The 18,863-nt window shown below is 67.2% G+C and carries 19 protein-coding genes; 8 read left to right on the top strand and 11 right to left on the bottom strand.

Annotation, left to right across the window (positions count from 1 at the left end; genetic code table 11):
* Positions 1-95 precede the first annotated feature (95 nt).
* Positions 96-560 (top strand): NUDIX hydrolase, encoded by a 465-nt coding sequence (locus GSH16_RS05675; RefSeq protein WP_160852741.1) that lies wholly within the window; start codon positions 96-98, stop codon positions 558-560.
* Here GSH16_RS05675 and GSH16_RS05670 read toward each other — a convergent pair.
* From GSH16_RS05670 to GSH16_RS05655, 4 genes are read right to left on the bottom strand one after another with little or no spacing between them, the layout of a single operon-like run.
* Positions 521-985, bottom strand: coding sequence for a YaiI/YqxD family protein (locus GSH16_RS05670; protein ID WP_160852739.1), 465 nt, complete (start codon positions 983-985; stop codon positions 521-523). The two genes, GSH16_RS05675 and GSH16_RS05670, sit on opposite strands and share 40 nt — an antisense overlap.
* Positions 982-1,926 carry an AEC family transporter gene (locus GSH16_RS05665; RefSeq protein WP_160852737.1) on the bottom strand — a complete coding sequence of 315 codons (945 nt, stop codon included), beginning with the start codon at positions 1,924-1,926 and terminating at the stop codon, positions 982-984. The genes GSH16_RS05670 and GSH16_RS05665 overlap by 4 nt, the downstream gene beginning before the upstream one ends.
* Entirely contained in the window at positions 1,923-2,672 is a 750-nt protein-coding gene (locus tag GSH16_RS05660; RefSeq protein ID WP_205523967.1) for an NYN domain-containing protein, read from the bottom strand. The genes GSH16_RS05665 and GSH16_RS05660 overlap by 4 nt, the downstream gene beginning before the upstream one ends.
* On the bottom strand, positions 2,672-3,784 hold the full coding sequence (locus GSH16_RS05655) for an S-(hydroxymethyl)glutathione dehydrogenase/class III alcohol dehydrogenase (protein ID WP_160852735.1): 1,113 nt from the start codon (positions 3,782-3,784) through the stop codon (positions 2,672-2,674). The genes GSH16_RS05660 and GSH16_RS05655 overlap by 1 nt, the downstream gene beginning before the upstream one ends.
* Before the next feature lie 182 nt (positions 3,785-3,966).
* On the opposite strand from GSH16_RS05655, the gene GSH16_RS05650 reads away from it, so the two are divergent.
* Together GSH16_RS05650 and GSH16_RS05645 are read left to right on the top strand one after the other, a co-directional pair.
* Complete coding sequence (locus tag GSH16_RS05650) at positions 3,967-5,091, top strand: APC family permease (protein WP_160852734.1); 1,125 nt, start codon at positions 3,967-3,969, stop codon at positions 5,089-5,091.
* Between the two features lie 39 nt (positions 5,092-5,130).
* Complete coding sequence (locus GSH16_RS05645) at positions 5,131-5,412, top strand: DUF6455 family protein (RefSeq protein ID WP_160852732.1); 282 nt, start codon at positions 5,131-5,133, stop codon at positions 5,410-5,412.
* Between the two features lie 3 nt (positions 5,413-5,415).
* On the opposite strand, the gene arfB is transcribed toward GSH16_RS05645, so the two are convergent.
* Entirely contained in the window at positions 5,416-5,838 is a 423-nt protein-coding gene (gene arfB / locus GSH16_RS05640) for an alternative ribosome rescue aminoacyl-tRNA hydrolase ArfB (RefSeq protein ID WP_160852730.1), read from the bottom strand.
* Between the two features lie 66 nt (positions 5,839-5,904).
* Here arfB and GSH16_RS05635 point away from each other — a divergent pair, with 66 nt between their 5' ends.
* A complete protein-coding gene (locus tag GSH16_RS05635) occupies positions 5,905-6,402 on the top strand; it encodes a cupin domain-containing protein (protein WP_160852728.1) in 498 nt (165 codons plus the stop codon).
* A 257-nt stretch (positions 6,403-6,659) separates the two neighbouring features.
* On the opposite strand, the gene GSH16_RS05630 is transcribed toward GSH16_RS05635, so the two are convergent.
* The 4 genes from GSH16_RS05630 to GSH16_RS05615 all read right to left on the bottom strand — a co-directional run bounded on the left by GSH16_RS05630 (position 6,660) and on the right by GSH16_RS05615 (position 10,079).
* Complete coding sequence (locus tag GSH16_RS05630; protein WP_160852726.1) at positions 6,660-7,292, bottom strand: queuosine precursor transporter; 633 nt, start codon at positions 7,290-7,292, stop codon at positions 6,660-6,662.
* 120 nt (positions 7,293-7,412) lie between these two features.
* Complete coding sequence (locus GSH16_RS05625) at positions 7,413-8,045, bottom strand: HAD family hydrolase (protein ID WP_160852724.1); 633 nt, start codon at positions 8,043-8,045, stop codon at positions 7,413-7,415.
* A complete protein-coding gene (locus GSH16_RS05620) occupies positions 8,046-9,254 on the bottom strand; it encodes an MFS transporter (RefSeq protein WP_160852722.1) in 1,209 nt (402 codons plus the stop codon). It abuts the gene before it with no gap.
* Positions 9,255-9,329: 75 nt separating this feature from the next.
* Positions 9,330-10,079 carry a TerC family protein gene (locus GSH16_RS05615; RefSeq protein ID WP_160852720.1) on the bottom strand — a complete coding sequence of 250 codons (750 nt, stop codon included), beginning with the start codon at positions 10,077-10,079 and terminating at the stop codon, positions 9,330-9,332.
* A 185-nt stretch (positions 10,080-10,264) separates the two neighbouring features.
* Here GSH16_RS05615 and GSH16_RS05610 point away from each other — a divergent pair, with 185 nt between their 5' ends.
* The 4 genes from GSH16_RS05610 (at position 10,265) to GSH16_RS05595 (ending at position 16,713) form a co-directional block, all read left to right on the top strand.
* Complete coding sequence (locus GSH16_RS05610; RefSeq protein ID WP_160852718.1) at positions 10,265-11,926, top strand: Y-family DNA polymerase; 1,662 nt, start codon at positions 10,265-10,267, stop codon at positions 11,924-11,926.
* A 755-nt stretch (positions 11,927-12,681) separates the two neighbouring features.
* Positions 12,682-12,990: a hypothetical protein gene (locus GSH16_RS05605; protein ID WP_160852716.1), complete on the top strand. Its 309-nt coding sequence runs from the start codon at positions 12,682-12,684 to the stop codon at positions 12,988-12,990.
* Positions 12,991-13,300: 310 nt separating this feature from the next.
* The gene (locus GSH16_RS05600) at positions 13,301-16,177 is read left to right on the top strand and encodes an error-prone DNA polymerase (protein ID WP_160852714.1); all 2,877 of its coding nucleotides are present in this window, start codon (positions 13,301-13,303) and stop codon (positions 16,175-16,177) included.
* A gap of 95 nt (positions 16,178-16,272) precedes the next feature.
* Positions 16,273-16,713 carry a c-type cytochrome gene (locus GSH16_RS05595; protein WP_160852712.1) on the top strand — a complete coding sequence of 147 codons (441 nt, stop codon included), beginning with the start codon at positions 16,273-16,275 and terminating at the stop codon, positions 16,711-16,713.
* Between the two features lie 105 nt (positions 16,714-16,818).
* Here GSH16_RS05595 and GSH16_RS05590 read toward each other — a convergent pair whose 3' ends face one another.
* Positions 16,819-17,271 (bottom strand): I78 family peptidase inhibitor, encoded by a 453-nt coding sequence (locus GSH16_RS05590; protein WP_235912941.1) that lies wholly within the window; start codon positions 17,269-17,271, stop codon positions 16,819-16,821.
* Between the two features lie 20 nt (positions 17,272-17,291).
* Positions 17,292-18,776: a glycerol kinase GlpK gene (gene glpK, locus GSH16_RS05585; RefSeq protein ID WP_160852710.1), complete on the bottom strand. Its 1,485-nt coding sequence runs from the start codon at positions 18,774-18,776 to the stop codon at positions 17,292-17,294.
* Between the last annotated feature and the right edge of the window lie 87 nt (positions 18,777-18,863).

Here is an 18,863-nt window from a genome sequence, read left to right as displayed (position 1 = left end):
CCCCAACCTGCCACAGATCGCGCGGATGCCAAAAACCTGCCCGTCGGCGCGCGAAAACACATGACCCCTGCCGGGGCCTGTGCGACAGACAGGGCATGAGACGTTTCGGAGAACCTGTCGAGCGCGACCGGCGCTACATCCCGCGCCCCGGCGCCTATGCGATCATCGAGGGACCGCAGGGGCTGCTCGTCACCGAACAGTCGCATCCCTATTTCGAGATCCAGTTGCCCGGCGGCGGGATCGACCCCGGCGAAAGCCCGCTGCGCGCGCTCCACCGCGAGGTGATGGAGGAAACCGGCTGGACCATCGCGGCTCCGCGACGGCTCGGGGCCTTCCAGCGGTTCACCTTCATGCCGGAATACGAGATCTGGGCGCAGAAGGTCTGTCATATCTACCTGTGCCGCGCCGTCCGCCGGCTACGCGCGCCCAGCGAACCGGCACATCGTGCAATCTGGATGGATCCGGACGAAGCCGCAGCCGCGCTCGGCAATGCCGGTGACCGAGACTTCGTGACCCGGCTCTACGGGTTGCCAGCGTCGCGTATGGCACCCCGCAACTGACGGTCGAGCGCATCGAGAAACCGTGACCGGTCGGCCTTGCCGAACGGTTTGCCACCGCCCTGCCGAAACGGATCCGCCGCCCGCAGATCGGCCTGCAGGTCGCGCATCGCCAGCTGGTGCCCGATATTGGCGGCGGTGAACGGGTCGCCGTTCGGGCGCAGCGCCCGCGCGCCGGCCTTCAGGCAGCGGTCGGCCAGCGGAATGTCGGATGTGACGCACAAGTCTCCGGTTCCGATCTCCTCGGCGATCCACTTGTCGGCTTCGTCCGGCCCGTCGGGCACGATCACCAGACGGATCAGCGGGTTTGGGTCGGGCCGGATACCGCCGTTCGACACGACGAGCACCTCGACCCTCAGCCGTGTCGCGACCCGGTAGCATTCGGCCTTCACCGGACAGGCATCCGCATCGATGAAAAGCCGCGTCATGGCACCAGCATCCCCCGCCCGGTCAGTTCGGCCAGCACCAGCGACAAGGTCACGACCGCAAGCACATGCGACACAAGGATCGTGGCTGAAACCCGCTGCGGCGCCACGCCGTAATGCTGCGCGATGATGTAGATATTGCCCGCCGTCGGCATGGCCGCCGCGGCGATCATCATGCCCGCCATGAAAAGTGGCAGATCGAAGAGCCAGAGCGCAACGGCGGCGGCAGCGAGCGGGTGCAGCACCAGTTTGGCGCCCGACAGCCAGAGCGCCACGCTCAGCCGTTCCGCCGACCGCGCCGCAAGCGAGGCGCCGATGGCAAAGAGCGCGACCGGCGTGGCAGCGGCCCCGAGCAGGTTCAGGAAGGAATCGACGGGCCGCACGAGCGGAATCCCGAGGAGCGACCAGACAAGGCCCGCAAGGATGGCCATGATCATCGGGTTCTTCACCAGTCCCAGCCCGACGGCGCGCAAGGCAGCCGCCTGATCCCCGTCACCGCGCGCGCCCGTGATGATGATCACGATCAGGCTGCCGAAGACCACAAGGTCGATGAGCAGCATCATGATGATCGGCGGCGCGGCATCGGGGCCGATCAGCGTCACCAGAAGCGGCAGCCCGAGGAAGCCGGTGTTCCCGATGACGGAACATTGCGCCTCCACAGCGGCCTCGCCGAAGGGCCGCTTGCGCAGGAGTGCGGCCAGATTGACGATCAGGTAGACCGGCAGACAGGCGAAGAAATAGGCGACCATGAAACGCGGCTGGATCACCTCGGCCATCGGCAGGCTGGCGGTGAAGCGGAAGAGCATCGCCGCCAGCGCGAAATAGAAGACGAACCATGTCAGCCAGGCGACGGCCTCTGGCGGGCAGAACCCGGCCCGCGCCGCGCCGTAGCCACAGGCGATCACCGCGAAGAACGGCAGGGTGGTCAGAAAGATGTCGATCATTCGCCGGACTTGGCCCGGCCGCGTCCGCCCTTCGGCTTGAACCGCATCCGCGCGGGACGCGTCTTGCGGTCCACCTCGATCTCGCCGGTGCGCTCCAGCAGGTCGCTCAGCTTCGAGGAGCCGTAGTTGCGCGGGTCGAAATCGCTCTGCAGCGCATTGAGCGACGTGCCGAGCCGGCCGAGCGTGATCCACTCGTCATCCACATCCATCCCGCTGATCGCGCGGCGCACCAGCGGCAGCACCTTGGTCGGCGGCTCCTTGGTGCCGGCCTTCTCCTTGCCGTCGCCGCTCTCAGGTCCGTCCTCGTCGAGCAGGTTTTCGACGTAGAGGAACCGCTTGCAGGCCATGCGGAAGCTTTCCGGCGTCTTCTTCTCGCCGATCCCGTAAACATCGAGCCCCTGCTCGCGAATCCGGCTGGCAAGCCGGGTGAAATCGCTGTCCGACGAGACAAGGATGAACCCGTCGAACCGGCCGGTGTGCAGAAGGTCCATCCCGTCGATGACCAGCGCGATGTCGGAACTGTTCTTGCCCACCGTGTTGGCAAACTGCTGGAACGGCACGATCGCGTGCTTGGCCATCACCTTTTCCCAGCTTTTCAGCCGGCCGGTGGAAAAATCGCCATAGATGCGCCGGACGCTCGCCTCGCCGATCTTGGCAATCTCGGCAAAGATCGCGTCCGACCATCTGGCCGATGTGTTGTCCGCATCGATCAGGACCGCGAGCAGCGGCGGGGTCGGATCCGCCATCAGTAGAGCACGACCGAGCGGATGCTCTCGCCCTTGTGCATCAGGTCGAACCCGTCATTGATCTGGTCGAGCCCCATCGTGTGGGTGATCATCGGGTCGATCTCGATCTTCCCTTCCATGTACCAGTCGACGATCTTCGGCACATCGGTGCGCCCGCGCGCGCCGCCGAAGGCCGTGCCGCGCCAGACCCGGCCGGTGACAAGCTGGAACGGGCGGGTGGAGATTTCCGCGCCCGCGGGCGCGACCCCGATGATGATGCTCTCGCCCCAGCCCTTGTGGGCGCATTCGAGCGCCGCGCGCATGACGTCCACATTGCCGGTCGCGTCGAAACTGTAATCCGCCCCTCCCTTGGTCAGATCGACCAGATAGGGCACCAGATCGCCCTCCACCTCGGCGGGGTTGACGAAATCGGTCATGCCGAACCGCTCGCCCATCGCCTTCTTGTCGGGATTGAGGTCCACGCCGACAATCTGGTCGGCACCGGCAAGCCGCAGCCCCTGAATGACGTTGAGCCCGATGCCGCCCAGCCCGAAGACCACGCAGCGCGAGCCAATTTCCACCTTGGCGGTGTTCATGACCGCACCGATGCCGGTCGTGACCCCGCAGCCGATATAGCAGATCTTGTCGAAGGGCGCGTCGGGCCGCACCTTGGCCAGCGCGATTTCCGGCAGAACGGTGAAGTTCGAGAAAGTCGAGGTGCCCATATAATGGAAGATCGGGTCGCCATCGAGCGTGGTGAAACGCGACGTCCCGTCCGGCATCAGCCCCTGCCCCTGCGTCGAGCGGATCGCCTGGCACAGGTTGGTCTTGGGGTTGAGGCAATAGTCGCATTCCCGGCATTCGGGCGTGTAGAGCGGGATCACATGGTCGCCCGGTTTGAGCGAGGTGACGCCCGGACCGACCTCGGCCACCACGCCCGCGCCCTCATGGCCGAGGATAGCAGGGAAAATCCCTTCCGGATCGGCACCGGACAGGGTGAATTCGTCCGTGTGGCAAATGCCGGTCGCCTTGATCTCGACCAGAACCTCGCCGGCCTTCGGGCCTTCGAGGTTCACGTCCGTCACTTCCAGCTTCTCTCCGGCTTTCACAGCCAGCGCGGCGCGTGTCTTCATGATCGTCCCCTTCGCCCTGTCCCATATCCTGTCGTTTCGCCTTCAGGCTTACGCGGCGCGCGGCGCGCCGGTCAAGCGCAGCGCCCGCGCTGACGGCAGAATTGACCGGCGGGGCCCTTCCCGCCAGATTGGCGGAAGAGGCCGGGCACGCAGACGCGGCCGCACCACGGAACGGACCGATCATGGCAGGCAATCGAGCGACAGACATACGGGCGATGGTGACGCCGCTCGCCTCGATCTTCGGCAGCGGGTTTCTGGTGATCCTGCCGATCCTCGCAAACACGGTCGGGCCGGCAGCGCCCGTCGCCATGGCGGCCATTTGCGCGGTGGCCTACGCAGTCGGCTGGGTGGTGCGCGGCAATATCGCCCGCGCGGAACCCGCACTTGCCGACGGGTCGGACCATCTGCTCCTGCGGCTCGACAGGCTGGCCGACATCGCCATTGTCGTGGCCTATGTGATCTCGGTCGCGCTCTACCTGCAGATCCTGTCGGGCTATGCGCTGAGCGGGATCGGCCAGCATAGCGACACGGCCGAGAAAATCCTGACGACGGCGGTGCTCCTCTTCATCGTCGGTGTGGGCGTGCTGCGCGGGCTGGCGCGGCTGGAGATGCTGGAAAGTTTCGCGCTGGCCGCGACACTGGCGATCGTCGCGGCGCTGATCCTCGCCTTCGCACTGCATGATGCACAGGCAAGCGAGGCCGCCGCCCGCCCCGAAACCCAGCCCGGCTGGTGGCAGCTCGCAACCGTGCTCGGCGGCGCTCTGATTGTTGTGCAGGGGTTCGAGACGACCCGCTATATGGGCAACCAGTATGCGGCCGGCACACGTATCCGCGCCTGCCGGAACGCGCAGATCCTGTCCACCCTCATCTATGTGGCGCTGGTGGCGGCCGCCATTCCGGTGACCGGCACCGTGGCGCTGCCCCTGCCCGATACCGGCCTCATCGCGCTGGTGAAGATCGCCGCGCCGCTCCTTGTCGTGCCGCTTGTCATTGCGGCCGTCTTCAGCCAGTTCTCCGCCGCGGTCGCGGATACGATCGCGGCGCTGGGCAACCTGCGTGAGGTCAGCCGCCAGCGCCTGACACCGGCGATGATCTATCTTGGCATCGGCGCGGCCGCCATCGCGCTCAACTGGCTGGCCGACACCTACCAGATCCTCGCGCTCGCCTCGCGGGCGTTCGCGCTTTTCTACCTGTGTGAATGTCTGGTGGCGCTGCGGCTCGGCGGTCCGGTCTGGCGACAGGCGGCCATCGTGGCGCTCGGGCTTGTCCTCCTGTTCATCGTGCTTTTCTCGGTCCCGGCGGGCTGAGCTTGATCCCGGTCAAAGACGGCACCGCTGCGGACGCGCATGCTGGGGACCAGAGAGGAGACCGAACAGATGCTCAATTTCCGCCGCGCCGCCGAAAGCCTCGACCGTATGTCGACCATGCTCGCGCTCACCGTCTCGCCGACGGATGCGCAGCCTGACGAGTTGATTTCCGATATCCAGATGCGCGACGCGCTGCGCGCCTGCCGCGACTGCGACAATGTCGATCAGTGCGACGCGTGGCTGGCGGTGGCGCCTGCCGGCGCGAAAACGCCGGATTTCTGCCCGAACCGCGCGCGGTTCGAGTTCATCCACGGCCACTGACGCCTAGCCGTCGGGGTCGACCCGACCGCGCAGCGCCTTCTTCTCGCCGCGCTGCGCCTTGGCTTCGAGCCTGCGCCGCTTCGAGGCGAGTGTGGGGCGCGTCCGTATCCGTTTTTTCGGTGCCTTGAGTGCGCTGCGGATCAGGTCCGCCAGCCGGTTCCGCGCTTCCTCGCGGTTCATCGCCTGTGACCGGTGCGTGTCGGATGTGATGATGAGCGCGCCGTCCCGCGTCCAGCGTCGTCCGGCCAGCCGCTTCAGCCGCGCCTTCACCGCATCGCTCAGGTTCGGCGATCGGGCCGCTTCGAACCGCAATTCGACCGCGGTCGAAACCTTGTTCACATTCTGCCCGCCCGGACCGGAGGACCGAACAAACTGTTCGGTTAGTTCCCAATCCTCGATACGCGTTCTGTCGTCGATCTCCAACATGCTAGACTTCTGCCACCCGCGCGCCGGCCTGTCGAGCCGCGAGCGTTTGTGCGAAAGGAGCCGCTGATGGCTAGTCCTGTGATCAACCTTGATGACGTGCCGACCCGTGACACGAGTCACGGCGACCGTTTCGCGGCCACACTCGGCCGGATCGGTCCGCTCATCGGCGCGCAGAAACTGGGCTGCATGCTGCACCGCGTGTCACCGGGCAAGGCGGCCTTTCCCCGCCATGCCCACCACGCAAACGAGGAAATGATGATCGTGCTCGAAGGCGCGGGCACCTACCGGCTGGGGGATCGGGAGCATCCGGTGCGCGCGGGCGACATCGTGTCCGCACCAGCCAGCGACGGGAGCGGGGCGCACCAGATGGTCAACACATCCGATGCCGATCTTGTCTATCTCTGTGTTTCAACCCGGCTCGACCCCGAGGTTGTCGAATATCCCGATAGCGGCAAATTTGCCGTGGCCTCCATGGTGCCGGAGGATACCGGCCTGCTCGGCGCGCGGATCGCCTATATCGGGCGGGTGGAAAACAGCCTCGACTATTTCGACGGGGAAGAGTGAGGCACAACGCCGAAAGCAGCCATCGAAACGAAGTGGGCGGACCGCACGATCCCGCGCGATCCGCCCTTTTTGTTGAGCATGGAGGTCCGGCCGGGCGGGAAATTCCCTCGGCCAGTCCGGAGAGTAAGAGGGGCTGCCCCCTTAGGTCACGTCCTTACCGAAAAACCCGACAACCTGCTCCACCATCTCAAAAGACATTGGCACCTCCTTTCTCGTTGTTTCCGATACTCAGAATCGTGCCACGGCCTGTGGAAAACTCAAAGCGCTTTTTGCGGCGCCCGGCGGAAATATTCCACAAGGATGCGGAACGGGATGAGCGCGATCAGCGCAAGCGCCAGCTTGACCATGAAATCGGCAACCCCGAGGCTGACCCAGAGCGGCACGACCGGACCGCTGCCCAGAAGCGGCAGCGCCTCGTTGGCCCAGCTCACGTCATTGGCCGGCTCCAGGAACGCCAGTTGCGCCGAGAAGGCGATGGTGAAGAAGAGCGCCGTGTCGAGCGCCGAGCCGATCAGCGAAGAGCTGAGCGGCGCCTGCCACCAGCGGCGCGACCGCAGACGGTCGAAGATGAACACGTCCGTCAGCTGCGCCACAAGGAAGGCTGTGCCCGACGCCAGCGCGATGCGCAGCGTCACCAGCGGGCCGAATTCGCCCACGATCTGGGTGCCGATCAGCGAGCAGATCACGCCGACGACAAAACCCGCCGCAACCACGCGCCGCGCCAGCTGCGGGCCGTAGATCCGGTTGGTCAGGTCTGTGATCAGGAAGGCAATCGGATAGGTGAAGGCGCCCCAGGTCAGCCAGTTGCCGAACAGGAATTGCACCAGAATGTTGGAGGCGACGACAACAGCCGCCATGGCGATCACGCCAATGATAAGTCCACGAGTCACGATGTAGATCCGTTTTTTAGAAGGTAGCGGAGACTTCGGTCCGGCCCGTCCGGCCGGAACAAGCGTGCCTCTTAGTCTGCTGTCCCCTGCTTGACAAGGGGTGAACGGATCGCGCGTCGGTCAGGGCCGGGCGGCACTTGCGGGCAGAAGCCCGCGCGCGACCATGTCGTCGGCCAGTGCCTCTGGACCCTTGAAATGGTGGGTTTGCCAGCCGCGCGAAGCGGCGGCTTCAATATTGTCGGCCCGGTCGTCGATGAAAAAGAGCGCGTCGCCCGACAGGCCGCTATCTTCCTCAACCATCTCGTAGATGCGCGTCTCGGGCTTGATGACCTTCATGTGGCCCGAAATGTAGCGCCGGTCGAACTCGCCCAGTTCGGGATAGACGGTTTCCGCATAGGCGAAGCTCTCCACCCCGAAATTGGACAGGGCAAAGACCGGTGTTCCACGGGCACGCAGGCTACGGAGCAGATGCCAGCTCAGATCGATGGTCGGGCTTGCCATCTCGATCCAGCGGTCGTGCCAGAGCCGGATCAGGTCGCGATATTCGGGATGCGCCTCCGCGGTCGCGTAGATCGTGTCGCGGAACGGGGCACCGCGGTCGATCCGGTCGTTCATCCCGTGCAGATCGACGGCCGCGAACAGCGCCTTGCGCGCATCCCGGTCGGGCAGGAGCGCATCGTAGAGCCGTTCGGGGTTCCAGGTGATGAGCACATTGCCGATGTCGAAAATGACGGCTTCGGGGGTGCGTGCCATTCAGGCCTCCTGCGCAGGTGTGGGGTGCGGCTGGACCTTGCCGCTCATGACCAGCGCGAGCGGGATCAGCCCGAATGGGGTCAGAAGGGCGAGCGCGAAGGGTAGCCCGATCAGATGGGCGGTCGTGCCGATGAAAGGCGGGCCGAACAGGAAGACCGAGAAGGCGCAGAAGGCCACGGCGGCCACGTTCTTTTCCGCCCGCTGGCCCGGCATCACGGCGGCGAGCGACATGGTGATCGGATAGATGTTGGAGATGCCGAAGCCCACCAGCACCGATGCGGCCAGCGCCATCGGAATCCCGTTCGACAGGCCGAAGGCCAGAATGCCCACGGCCGCGAAAAGCGCCGATGCGACCAGCACGCGCAGCGGGCCGAACATGTCGGTGATCCAGTCCCCGCTCAGCCGGCCGATGGCCATCGCCATGGCGAAAGTGGCAAAGCAGATCGAGGTCATGAGCGGGCTTGCAAGCAGCGTCTCGCGGGTCAGGATCGCGGACCATTCCATCATCGCGCCCTCGATCAGGAGCGCCCCGAGCGGCAACATGCAGAGCGCCGCCAGCGCGCGGGTCGGCAGGGTGAACCCGTGGGACAGGTCTTCCTCCTGCGGGGCATCGGCGTCGAGCCGCAGACCGGCCCAGATCGCGGCCAGCGCCAGCAGCGGTTCGGCGATCACCTGCTGGGTGCGGAAATCGATCCCCAGATGCGCGCAGCCGCCGGCCACCAGTGCACCCAGCATCGAGCCGATCGACCAGAAGCCGTGGCAGCGCGACATGATGCGCCGGCCCAGCGTCGTCTCGATCTGGCTCGCCTTGGCATTCATCGCCACCTCGATCGTGGCAACGATCAGGCCGGCAAAGAAGAGCGTGCCTGCAAGGGTCGGCGCATTCCAGGCGAGCGCGGGGCCGACAAAGCTGACAAGAAAAGCCGCATTGCCCCAGGTGCAGGCGCGCCGCAGCCCGAGACGCGCCACGATCGGCGGCGCCAGAAAGAAACCGAGGATCACGCCCACGGGCATCGCGAAAAAGCAGAGCGACAGGATGAACAGGTCGAGGTCGAGCGCCGCCTTGACCTCGGGGATACGCGGGAACCAGAGCGCGAGCCCCATGGAATTGATCAGGAAGACGAGCTTGATCATCCGCAGGGCGGATTGTGCCTGTGCCTGATCTTCCGCCGTCGCCCGCGACCTGCCGCCGCCCGTCTGATCCGCCATGCCCTGTCCCGTCGCCTGTTGATTGCCTGCCCGCCCGTCCCGTTTAGACGAGCGGTTGGGAAGTGCAAGCGTGGATCAGTCGCCCGACGGTCCGGCCAGCCGCGCACGCCGCCGGCGGGCCAGCATGTTGAGCGCCTCCACCAGCGCGGAAAAGGCCATCGCCGTGTAGATATAGCCCTTGGGCACATGCAGGCCGAACCCTTCGGCGATCAGCGTCATGCCGATCATCAGCAGGAAGCCGAGCGCCAGCATCACCACTGTGGGATTGTCGTGGATGAACCGCGCCAGCGGCCCCGCGGCGACCAGCATGATGATGACCGCCACAACGACCGCGACCACCATGATCGGCAGGTGCGGGGTCATGCCGACAGCCGTGATGATACTGTCGAGCGAGAAGATCAGGTCGAGCATGATGATCTGCCCGATGGCCGCCCCGAAACTGCGCACGACCGCGGCCTTGGCGTCAGGCTCCGGCCCGTGCGGATCGACGGCCTCGTGGATTTCGGTCGTGGCCTTCCAGATCAGGAAGAGCCCGCCGCCCAGCATGATCAGGTCCTTCCACGAGAAGTCCTGCCCGAGGAGCGTGACCACCGGATCGGTCAGCCGCACGATCCAGGCGATCATCGACAGAAGCCCCAGGCGCAGCACGAGCGCCAGCCCGATCCCGATGCGCCGCGCCATCGGGCGCTGGTGTTCGGGCAGCTTGTTGGTGACGATGGAAATGAAGATCAGATTGTCGATGCCGAGCACAATCTCCATCACCAGAAGGGTGATGAGCGCGGCCCAGGCGGTCGGATCCGCGAGCAGCTGGGTGATCTGGTCCATGCGATGTTCCCCTGTTGTCCCGCTGCCAATCTACTGTGCGCTCAGGGACTTGGCTACGGGCCGGGATGGTGCGGGCGCGGCGGCGGCCGGTGCCGGAGCACGGACGGAGCAGAATCCGCTTTCCTTCGCGCCTGCGGGGCGTAGAATTGGAACATATCAGGAACATTGGAATCACTGCCCGCGCCATGCCCGACCGCCGCATCCTGTCGATCTGGTTTCCCCGCCTCGCGGCGGAGCGCGTGCTGCGGCTGGAACCGGGGCTGGCGGACCAACCGTTCGCCATCGTGGCGGAGGCCGCCAACAGCCAGATTCTCGCCAGCCTGTCGGCGCGGGCGGAGGCCGAGGGGCTGCACCGCGGCATGGCGCTTGCGGATGCGCGCGCGCTCTGCCCCGACCTTCTGAGCCGCCCCGCCGCCCCGCTGCGGGAAGCCGCCTTCCTTGCCACGCTGCGCCGCTGGGCGGGGCGGTTCTCGCCCTGGGCCGCGGAGGAAGGCGCGGAATCGCTGGTGCTCGACATTACCGGCTGCGCCCATCTCTTCGGCGGCGAGGCCGGCCTGGTGGAGGAGATCGCCGATGGCTGCCACCGGCTGGGGCTGAGCCAGCGGATCGGGCTTGCGGACACGCTCGGCGCGGCCTGGGCGCTGGCGCGGTTCGCCGGATCGCCGGCCATGTCGGCCCGGTCGGGCGACGCGATCGATCAGGAGGCGCCGGCCACCCGTTCGCGGGCCTTCCGGCGCAAACGCTGGGAACGGGGCGGCCATGCGCCATCCGCGCCCCCGCCGTCGGCGCCGGTGCCGCGGATCGTGCCGCCCGGTCATGCCCGCGCGGCGCTCGGACCCCTGCCGGTCAGCGCGCTGCGCCTGCCGCCGGACACGGTGGCGGGGCTTGTGCGGCTGGGCCTGCGCCGGATCGAGGATCTGGCCGTCATGCCGCGCGCGGCGCTGGCGCGGCGCTTCGGGCTGGAACTGGTGCGGCGGCTCGACCAGGCGATGGGGGCGGAACCCGAGCCGGTGTCCCCGGCGCGGCCCGAAGAGCGGTTCGCGGTGCGGCTGACCCTGCCCGACCCGATCGGGCTGGAGGATGACCTGCTGGCCGGGCTGGACCGGCTGCTGCCGCCGCTTTGCGCCAAGCTGCGTCGCGCCGGCTGCGGAGCCCGGCGCGTCCGGTTCGGGCTGCACCGGGTCGACCGCAGCGTCGAGATGCTGGAGGTCGGGCTGGCCCGGCCGAGTTTCGAGCCGGACCGTATCCGCCCGCTGCTCGCGCTCAAGACCGGCGGGGTGGATGCAGGCTTCGGCTTCGACATGCTGCGGCTGGAGGCACATGTGACCGAGCCGCTCACCGCCACACAGCACAAGGGGCATCTGGCCGCCGCCGAAGAAGCCCGCGCCCGCCACGCGCCCGGCGGCGGGGCGGAAATGGATGCGCTGGTCAACCGGCTCGGCGCGCGGCTCGGGATGGAGGCGCTCACGCGCCTGCACCCTGCCGACAGCCACATACCGGAAAAATCCGCCACCGCGATGGTTGCCGCCTATGCCGCCCCGCCGCCCCGCTGGCCCGCGCCGCCGGGGCCGCGGCCGCTGCGGATCTTCCCGCCCGAGATGATCAGCCCGGCCGACAGCCAGCGCCCGCCACAGGGCTTCCGCTGGCGGCGGCAGGATCATCGCTGCACGCTCGCCGTGGGGCCGGAACGGATCGCGCCGGAATGGTGGCTCGACGATCCGGCCTGGCGCTCCGGCCCGCGCGACTACTGGCGGATCGAGACCGAGACGGGCGAACGGCTCTGGCTGTTCGAGGCGCGCGGCGCGGAAGTCGAAGGCGGCTGGTTCGTGCAAGGCGCATTCGGCTGACCGGACCGCGTGGTCCATCGCACCGGAACGGGCCGGACCCGCACGCGGCCACGGGCAGACGCGGACAGCACCGGCATGAACCGCGTGGCTGATGTGGCGCTGCAAGGGACCCGGCGGACGCACCAAAGTCCGCATGGTGCCATGTGATTGCTCCCCGCGGCGAGGGAACAGCCGCACCCTTGTCCCCATGATCCTAATAGTGGCGCACCGGAACACAGGCCGCGCACAGACCCGAACGCGAACAGGTCCGGCACGACACCTCACCCTGTCCGGCCAACCCTTGCAGGTCGATGCCGGACGGCCCATCCGCCCTCGCTTGCCGCAGCCTCGACACCTCCGCGCCCGACTTGCAAACATTCGCCGCGCCCCGTCGGTTGCACCCACACACCCGGACCCGCCGCACCCGCGCGCGCCGCCACGCTCTTTCCATGCACGCCGCGCCCAGCGACCGTTCCTGCCTCTCTGTCGATCCGCACCGACCGATGCACATGGCGGCGCGACAGTGAGCCATGTTTCAGCATCGGCGCCCATATATCGCCCAGCCGCCAACCATCTGGCGCAAAAGCAGGAAACCGCTGCCCGGCCGCGCACCGGATGGCACGCCCGCGCATGCATCCCTCACGCGGCGACACGCGATCGTGCATCGCAGCGCGTTGAGCGGACCCGCCGGCGGACCCATGTCAGAATTATGCCCCAGTGGCCCAATCCGGTGATGCCCGCGCCGACGTGCTTCGCCGCCAGACAAGGAGATCGGCATGTTCAAACGTCTTTTGTCCCTCGCGCTCGTGTTTGGCGCCGTCTCGACCGCGCCACCCCTCTACGCGCAATCGGTCTGCGGTGACCGCGACAGCGTCATCGACCAGCTGGAAAGCCGGTTCGGTGAGGTTCACGCCCATTCCGGCCTGACCGGTCCGGGCGCGCTGCTCGAGATCTGGACCTCTCCCGAGACGGGGAGCTTCACCGTCCTGATGACCCGTCCGAACGGATCGACCTGTGTGATGACGACCGGCGAGCACTGGCTTGACCGCGCGGCGACCATGCCCGTGATGGGCGACCCGGCCTGAGCATCCGGCCCCGGGTGCCTACACCCGTGACCCGATATTGCCGGCATTGGTCCGTGCCGGCGCAAATCTACCAATCAGCGCCCTTTGAGGATGACCGGCCCTGTCGCAGGCCGACAGTTCCGAACGCCCGATCCCGTCGGGTGACGATCGGCCGGATGGCCCCTCGGCACGATTGCCCTTCGGCGTTCCATCTTCCGCCCGTGCCACAGGCCCATCGGCCGCCGTCATCCCCCTGTCCCGCATCAGTCTGACGCATCCGTGATGCCAGCTTGGACTCCAAACAAGAACAAAAGGTGAATATACTGGCGCCATGTTCGTTGAGCTTTGCGCCACCTCCAATTTCACCTTCCTCACCGGTGGCAGCCATCCGGAGGAATATATCCGCCGCGCTTCCGCGCTCGGCATGCCGGCGCTCGCGGTGGCGGACCGCAATTCGGTGGCCGGTATCGTGCGCGCCCATAGCGAGGCACGGACCATCGCCCGCGAGGTGGAAGAGGCCCGCCGCATCGCCGCGGGCGAAGAGACCGGACCCTCCACGCTCGCCCATGACCTGACGCCCGACACGGTGGTGCCGCGGCTGATCCCCGCCGCCCGGCTCTGCCTGACAGGTGGCGAGGAGATCACCGCCATCCCCGCCGACCGCGCCGCATGGGGGCGGCTCTGCAAGCTTCTGACACTCGGCCGGCGCCGCGCGCCGAAGGGCGAATGCGAGATCGGGCTCGACGACCTGATCGACCATGCCGAAGGGCTGGTGCTGCTCGCCCATCCGCCCGCCGGTGCCGACCGGCCGGAGGCCGCGGGCTGGCGGGCCTCGATGGCCCGTCTGGCCGCCTGCCCCGCGCCCGCGGCGCTCCATCTGGTGGCCGCCCCGCGCTATGACGGCCGCGACCGGGGGCGGTTCGACCGGCTGGCCGCGCTTGCGGCGCAGCTCGGCCTGCCGCTCGTCGCCTCTGCCCTGCCGATCATGCATCACGGCCGCCGCCGCCGGCTTGTCGATGTGCTCACCTGCATCCGCGAAGGGCTGCGCATCGACCGGATCGGGCGGCAGGCCCAGGCCAATGCCGAACAAAGGCTGCGCAGCGAGGCGGAAATGCTCTCCCTCTTCCGCGGCCATGCGGATGCTGTCCACCGCGCGGGCGAGGTCGCCGCTGCCTGCCGCTTCTCGCTCGACGAGCTGCGCTACGAATATCCGCACGAGATCTCGCAAGGCGAGGACCCGCAGACACGGCTGGAGCGGCTGACGCTCGCGGGGTTGCGCTGGCGCTATCCCGAAGGCATTCCGGACCGTGCGCAGGCCCAGGCCGACCACGAGATCGCGCTCATCGGCAAGCTCGGCTACGCGCCCTATTTCCTGACCGTGCACGATATTGTCGCCTTTGCACGCGACCGCGGCATCCTGTGCCAGGGGCGCGGCTCGGCGGCCAATTCGGTCGTCTGCTACGCGCTCGGCGTCACCTCCGTCAGCCCCGAGATCGGCACGATGGTCTTCGAGCGGTTCGTGTCGGAAGCCCGCGACGAGCCGCCCGATATCGACGTGGATTTCGAGCATGAACGGCGCGAGGAGGTGATCCAGCATATCTACGAGAAATACGGGCGCCACCGCGCCGGGCTCTGCGCCACGGTCATCCACTATCGCGGCAAGCGCGCCATCCGAGAGGTCGGCCGCGCGATGGGCCTGTCGGGGGATACGGTGGCGGCGCTGTCCTCGCAAGTCTGGGGCTGGGGCAATATCGGCGCGCCCGAGGAGCGGCTGCGCGAGCTCGGCCTCGACCCGACCGACCGGCGCATGGCCCAGACGCTGGAACTGGTGGACGAGATCATCGGCTTTCCGCGCCACCTCAGCCAGCATGTGGGCGGGTTCATCATCACGCAGGGCGATCTCGACGGGCTGGTGCCGATCGAGAATGCCGCGATGGAGGACCGCACCGTCATCTGCTGGGACAAGGACGATATCGACACGCTGGGCATCCTGAAGGTCGATGTGCTGTCGCTCGGGATGCTGACCTGCATCCGCAAGGCGTTCGATCTGATCGAGCAGCATCACGGGCCGCGCTATTCCCTCGCCACGCTGCCGCCCGAGGACCCGGAGGTCTACAACATGCTCTGCGTGGCCGATTCGGTCGGGGTGTTCCAGGTCGAGAGCCGCGCGCAGATGAACTTCCTGCCCCGCATGCGGCCGCGCTGCTTTTACGATCTGGTCATCGAGGTGGCGATCATCCGCCCCGGCCCGATCCAGGGCGACATGGTCCATCCCTATATCCGACGGCGGCGCGGCGAGGAAAAGGTCGTCTTCCCGTCCGACGCGCTCGGACAGGTGCTCGGCAAGACGCTCGGCGTGCCGCTCTTTCAGGAACAGGCGATGCAGATCGCGATCATCGGCGCGGGCTTCACGCCAGAGGAGGCCGACCGCCTGCGCCGCGCGCTCGCCACCTTCAAGAAGACCGGCACGATCCACCTGTTCCGCGAGAGGTTCCTCGCCGGAATGGCGGCAAACGGCTATGACGCGGAATTTGCCGAACGTTGTTTCTCGCAGATCGAGGGGTTCGGCGAATACGGGTTCCCCGAAAGCCATGCGGCGAGTTTCGCGCTGCTGGTCTATGCATCGGCCTGGCTCAAGCGGCACCATCCGGGCATTTTCGCCTGCGCCCTTCTGAACGCCCAGCCTATGGGCTTCTACGCCCCGGCGCAGATCGTCCGCGATGCGCGCGAACACGGGGTCGAGGTGCGTCCGGTCTGCATCAATGCCTCCTATTGGGACAATGTGATGGAGCCGGACGGGCGCGGCGGGCTGGCGCTGCGGCTGGGCTTCCGCCAGATCAAGGCGATGCGCGAGGAAGAGGCGCTCTGGCTCACCTCCGCCCGCGGCAACGGCTATCGCGAGGTGGAAGATGTGTGGCGGCGCGCCGGCACGCCGCCGCGGCTCCTGACCATCCTGGCCGAAGCGGATGCCTTTGCCGGGCTCGGCCTCACCCGGCGCGACGCGCTCTGGCAGGCGCGCGCGATCAAGGGCCACGAACCGCTGCCGCTCTTTGCCGACGATCTGGAGGGCGAGGGGCTGCGCGAACCGCAGGTGCATCTGCCCGCGATGAGCGAGGGCGAGGAGTTGGTGGAAGATTATGTCTCGATGCGGCTGACGCTGCGCAGCCATCCGATGGCCCTTCTGCGGCCGCTCTTCACGCGCCAATGACAGGCTCAACACATTGATGTGATAAGCGTGAAATCGTCGCATGGTCCCGCGCCGATTTGCTAGGATCGCCCGACGCGCAACCCAGGGAGCCACACATGAAAAGACCCATCAGAGCCATCCTCGCAACCGCCGCCCTTGCCGGGTTGGCCATCGGCGCGCCGGTCGCGGCCGACGCCATTTCCGACCGGCAGGCGGCAATGAAAACCGTCGGCAAGAATGTCGGGCCGCTTTTCGGCATGATGAAGGGCGAAGTCGATTTCGACGCCGATCTTGCAAAATCCTCGGCCGAGGCGATCGCCGAACAGGCCGCCAAGGTGCCGATGCTCTTCGAGGAACAGGCGCTGGACGGCAAGACCGAAGCCAAGCCGGAGATCTGGGCCAACTGGGACGATTTCGTCTCCAAGGCCGGCGATATGGAGAAGGCTGCAATGGCGGTGGCCGCAGCCGCAACCGACCTTGACGGGCTGAAGGCCTCGCTCGGCCAGCTCGGCGGCACCTGCCAGGCCTGCCATCAGGAGTACCGGGTCAAGAAATAGGCACCCGAATCGGCTTGGGGCACAGCCGGAACGACAGGGGGCGGCCCATCGGGACCGCCCCTTCTTCATACGACGCTGCGCAGCGCGCCGCGCGCAACACAAGTGTCAGCCGCATTCGACCTTCACGATCACATCATCCGCATCGGTCGTGATGTTGAGCCGTGTCGGATTGAAATCCGACGTGACCGCATCGGTCGGTCCGGCCACCCGCGTGCCTTCGGGCAGGGTCTGACCTTCAAGCGCCGAGCGCGGCTGGCCAACCAGTTCCGCGAACGCCGCGGCACCGCACTCATCCCCGCCATCGGCGGTGGCGGTGGCATCATCTGCGGGGGCCTCGGCCTCCGAATCGGACGCGGTGTCGGTCGACGCATCGGTGCCGCTGTCGGCCGCACTGTCCGTCGCCGTGTCCGTCGACGTATCGGTCGCGGCATCGCTGCTTTCGGTGGTTTCCGTGGTCTCGGTCGTGCCGCCATCATCGGCGGCGCTGTTATCTTCCTCGTCACAGGCGGCGACGCCGGTGGCGAGCGCGAGGGCAATCATGGGCAGGAACAGGCGCATTGGACTTCTCCTCCTTGATTTCAGCCGGACAATGTCCTCCGGACAGCGTCCTTCCAGCCATCATAGGCCGATTCCCTCACATTGGCATCCATCAGAGGCTCGAATTGGCGGTCGAGCGCCCATTGCGCGGCAAATTCGGCCATGCCCGGATAGAGCCCGGCGCGCATACCCGCGAGCCACGCGGCCCCGAGCGCGGTGGTCTCCGCGACCCTGGGCCGGTCGACGGGCGCGCCCAACTGGTCGGCCAGATGCTGCATCGTCCAGTCGCTCGCGACCATCCCGCCATCGACGCGCAGCACGGTTTCCGACGGGGCGGTCCAGTCGCGATGCATGGCTTCCAGCAGGTCGCGGGTCTGATAGCCGACGCTTTCGAGCGCCGCGCGGGCCAGTTCCGCCGGGCCGCTGTTGCGGGTCAGCCCATAGATCGCGCCGCGGCACTCCGCGTCCCAATAGGGCGCGCCGAGCCCGGTGAAGGCCGGCACCAGATAGACCCGCTGGTTCGGGTCCGCCTGTTCGGCAAGGCCCTGCGTCTCGCTGGCCTCCCTGATGATCTTCAGCCCGTCGCGCAGCCATTGCACGACGGCTCCGGCGATGAAGATCGAGCCTTCGAGCGCATAGGTGGGCGAGCCGTCGATCTGGTAGGCAATCGTGGTCAGGAGCCGGTTTTTCGACGTCACGGCCTCGTCTCCGGTGTTGAGCAGCGCAAAACAGCCGGTGCCATAGGTGGATTTCATCATGCCGGGCGCAAAACAGGCCTGCCCCACGGTCGCCGCCTGCTGGTCGCCCGCCACGCCAAGGATCGGAACCGGCCGCCCGAACAGGTCGGGCCGTGTCGTGCCGAAATCGGCGGCGCTGTCGCGCACCTCGGGCAGCATCGCCTCGGGAATGTCGAGCAGGCGCAAGAGGTCGGCGTCCCACCGCCCTTCGCGGATATTGTAGAGCATGGTCCGCGCCGCATTGGTCGCATCTGTGGCGTGGACGGCACCGCCGGTCAGCCGCCAGATCAGGAAACAGTCGATGGTGCCGAAGGCCAGATCGCCCGCCGCGGCCCGCGCACGGGCACCTTCTACCTCGTCGAGTATCCAGGCGAGTTTGGTGGCGGAAAAATAGGGATCGAGCAGCAGACCGGTCTTCTCTGTGACCATCGGCTCCAGCCCCTCGGCCTTCAGGGCGGCGCAACGTGCGGCCGTCCGGCGGTCCTGCCAAACGATTGCATTGTGCACAGGCTTGCCGGTCTTGCGGTCCCAGACCACCACCGTTTCCCGCTGATTTGTGATGCCGACGGCGGCCAGATCGTCCGGTTTCAGCCCGCCGCGCTCCAGCGCCGCCCGGCAGGTGGCCGCCGTCGTGGACCAGATTTCCTCCGCATCATGCTCGACCCATCCGGAATCGGGGAAGATCTGGCGGAACTCCTGCTGGCCGGTGGCGACCGGCTTCATAGCGGCGTCGAAGATGATGGCGCGGCTCGAAGTCGTGCCCTGATCGATGGCCATGATGTGGTACATGCGTCCCTCCCCTGACATGTCCCCCATCAATCGCCTTGGCCCGCGGCAGGGTCAAGCGCGGGCCGGCCGCAGAACGAAAAAGGGCCG

The organism is Oceanomicrobium pacificus (genome assembly GCF_009833495.1).
GTDB classification, from domain to species: Bacteria; Pseudomonadota; Alphaproteobacteria; order Rhodobacterales; family Rhodobacteraceae; genus Oceanomicrobium; species Oceanomicrobium pacificus.
The sequence above is the reverse complement of the archived record's forward strand: the minus strand, read 5'-3'. Positions and strand labels throughout refer to the sequence as shown.

What these genes read in the sequence shown, in the direction of transcription:
- GSH16_RS05645 (WP_160852732.1), top strand. Translation starts at nt 5,131, where the DNA reads ATGCTGGGGACCAGAGAGGAGACCGAACAGATGCTCAATTTCCGCCGC.
- GSH16_RS05625 (WP_160852724.1), bottom strand. Translation starts at nt 8,045, where the DNA reads ATGGCACGCACCCCCGAAGCCGTCATTTTCGACATCGGCAATGTGCTC.
- GSH16_RS05610 (WP_160852718.1), top strand. Translation starts at nt 10,265, where the DNA reads ATGCCCGACCGCCGCATCCTGTCGATCTGGTTTCCCCGCCTCGCGGCG.
- GSH16_RS05600 (WP_160852714.1), top strand. Translation starts at nt 13,301, where the DNA reads ATGTTCGTTGAGCTTTGCGCCACCTCCAATTTCACCTTCCTCACCGGT.
- GSH16_RS05615 (WP_160852720.1), bottom strand. Translation starts at nt 10,079, where the DNA reads ATGGACCAGATCACCCAGCTGCTCGCGGATCCGACCGCCTGGGCCGCG.
- glpK (WP_160852710.1), bottom strand. Translation starts at nt 18,776, where the DNA reads ATGTACCACATCATGGCCATCGATCAGGGCACGACTTCGAGCCGCGCC.
- GSH16_RS05670 (WP_160852739.1), bottom strand. Translation starts at nt 985, where the DNA reads ATGACGCGGCTTTTCATCGATGCGGATGCCTGTCCGGTGAAGGCCGAA.
- GSH16_RS05665 (WP_160852737.1), bottom strand. Translation starts at nt 1,926, where the DNA reads ATGATCGACATCTTTCTGACCACCCTGCCGTTCTTCGCGGTGATCGCC.
- GSH16_RS05620 (WP_160852722.1), bottom strand. Translation starts at nt 9,254, where the DNA reads ATGGCGGATCAGACGGGCGGCGGCAGGTCGCGGGCGACGGCGGAAGAT.
- arfB (WP_160852730.1), bottom strand. Translation starts at nt 5,838, where the DNA reads ATGTTGGAGATCGACGACAGAACGCGTATCGAGGATTGGGAACTAACC.
- GSH16_RS05605 (WP_160852716.1), top strand. Translation starts at nt 12,682, where the DNA reads ATGTTCAAACGTCTTTTGTCCCTCGCGCTCGTGTTTGGCGCCGTCTCG.
- GSH16_RS05660 (WP_205523967.1), bottom strand. Translation starts at nt 2,672, where the DNA reads ATGGCGGATCCGACCCCGCCGCTGCTCGCGGTCCTGATCGATGCGGAC.
- GSH16_RS05590 (WP_235912941.1), bottom strand. Translation starts at nt 17,271, where the DNA reads ATGCGCCTGTTCCTGCCCATGATTGCCCTCGCGCTCGCCACCGGCGTC.
- GSH16_RS05650 (WP_160852734.1), top strand. Translation starts at nt 3,967, where the DNA reads ATGGCAGGCAATCGAGCGACAGACATACGGGCGATGGTGACGCCGCTC.
- GSH16_RS05655 (WP_160852735.1), bottom strand. Translation starts at nt 3,784, where the DNA reads ATGAAGACACGCGCCGCGCTGGCTGTGAAAGCCGGAGAGAAGCTGGAA.
- GSH16_RS05635 (WP_160852728.1), top strand. Translation starts at nt 5,905, where the DNA reads ATGGCTAGTCCTGTGATCAACCTTGATGACGTGCCGACCCGTGACACG.
- GSH16_RS05595 (WP_160852712.1), top strand. Translation starts at nt 16,273, where the DNA reads ATGAAAAGACCCATCAGAGCCATCCTCGCAACCGCCGCCCTTGCCGGG.
- GSH16_RS05675 (WP_160852741.1), top strand. Translation starts at nt 96, where the DNA reads ATGAGACGTTTCGGAGAACCTGTCGAGCGCGACCGGCGCTACATCCCG.